The organism is Microcystis sp. LE19-131.1A, from assembly GCF_027532015.1.
Lineage (GTDB): Bacteria > Cyanobacteriota > Cyanobacteriia > Cyanobacteriales > Microcystaceae > Microcystis > Microcystis ichthyoblabe_A.
The window spans coordinates 1-1,556 of sequence record NZ_JAPZSS010000313.1; the positions used below are offsets into that span (position 1 = coordinate 1).

General features: G+C 42.2%; 2 protein-coding genes and 1 pseudogene. All 3 read left to right on the forward strand.

Going from position 1 to position 1,556, the window contains the following annotated elements; translation table 11 throughout:
* Nucleotides 1–828 (forward strand): proton-conducting transporter transmembrane domain-containing protein (locus O9323_RS21655; RefSeq protein WP_288125740.1); only part of this gene is annotated, 828 nt, incomplete at its 5' end.
* A 143-nt stretch (nt 829–971) separates the two neighbouring features.
* Nucleotides 972–1,319 (forward strand): NADH-quinone oxidoreductase subunit K, encoded by a 348-nt coding sequence (locus tag O9323_RS21660; protein ID WP_024970851.1) that lies wholly within the window; start codon nt 972–974, stop codon nt 1,317–1,319.
* Nucleotides 1,316–1,556, forward strand: a pseudogene (locus O9323_RS21665) (cation:proton antiporter); the annotation flags it as partial. The gene O9323_RS21660 and the pseudogene O9323_RS21665, both read left to right, overlap by 4 nt.

Here is a 1,556-nt window from a genome sequence, read left to right on the forward strand (position 1 = left end):
TCGGAAACCTCCGTCTCGGCGCTGATGTCGGGGGTGGTGGTAAAAGCTGGCATTTTTCCCCTCCTGCGCTGTGCTTTAATCCTAGAGGATTTGGATCCCCTAATTCGGCTTTTGGGGGTGCTAACGGCGATTTTTGGCGTACCCTATATGATTTTTGAAAAGGATAGCAAGCGGATGTTAGCCTTTAGCACGATCGTGCAGCTGGGTTTTATTTTGGCTGCCCCACCGGTGAGCGGTTTTTATACCCTTACCCACGGTTTAGTTAAATCTTGCCTATTTCTATTAGCGGGAGTTTTACCCAGTCGCAATTTTAAAGAATTACAGCAACAATCGATCCCTAATTCCCTCTGGATTGCTATTGTTATCGCCAGTTTTTCCATCTCTGGATTCCCCTTATTATCTGGTTTTGGGGCAAAAGCGTTAATGATGAAAAATTTATTACCTTGGCAAGAGGTAGCCATCAATTTAGCAGCCTTAGGTACAGCGATCGCCACTGCCAAATTTATCTTTTTACCCCACGCAAAAGTTACCACTGGGAGAAAGTTAACCTTGAGTGGTTGGTTAGGAATAATACTATTGTTAACTGCCTTATTTGTAGCCAATGCTGTCTATTTCGATGCCTACAATCTGGGAAATATCAGCAAAGCTTTAGGGATTATTGCTATCGGTTGGGGGTTGTATCTAGGGATATTTAAAAAGCTGTCCTTACAATTATCAAAAGCTTGGGAACAATTTGATAATCTCGTCGGTATGATGGCTGTTATGTTAATGCTGTTGTTCCTTTTAATTCTAGCCCAATTAGCTCCCTCATTCCTAGCTTTTAGCTAATAGTAACTATAGATCTTCACCAATTTACCGATTATTCAAGGGAGAAGCCGCAAAGCCTGAGAATTTTTTGATAAATTGGCACTCGATCAAGGATAATTAGAAAAAGTATTTTGACTCATAACCAAATCTAATCAAGAAGCCCAGTGACGATTCCCCCGCTAGAGTTGTTTGTATTCGCCACCGTTTTGTGCGGATTTTTAGGAACATTCCTGAAAAAAAACTTAATCATGAAGATTATCGCCATGGATGTCATGAGTACCGGCGTTATCGCCTACTATGTGGTGATTTCTTCCCGTGACGGTTTATTTACTCCCATCCTCGGTACAGTTAAACAGCAAAATTACGCCGATCCTGTACCCCAAGCAGTGATTTTAACAGCGATCGTCATCGGTTTTTCCATTCAGGCGTTAATGCTGGTGGGAGTGATGAAATTAGCCAAAGATAACCCCACCCTCGACAGTGCTGAGATTGAGAAGAATAATACACCATGAATACTTTAACGATCGCTTGGATAAGTTTACCCTTTTTGATCGGCTTTATCATCTATTTATTGCCGCGATTAGACAAATATCTGGCTCTCGCCGCCACTATTATCTCTCTCGCCTATTCTCTCCTTCTATTTAGCCAATCCTCCCCCATAACCCTCAACCTACTGGATAATTATGGCGTGAAACTGGTAGCCGATCAGTTAAGTGCCTATTTTATCCTCACTAATGCCCTAGTGACGA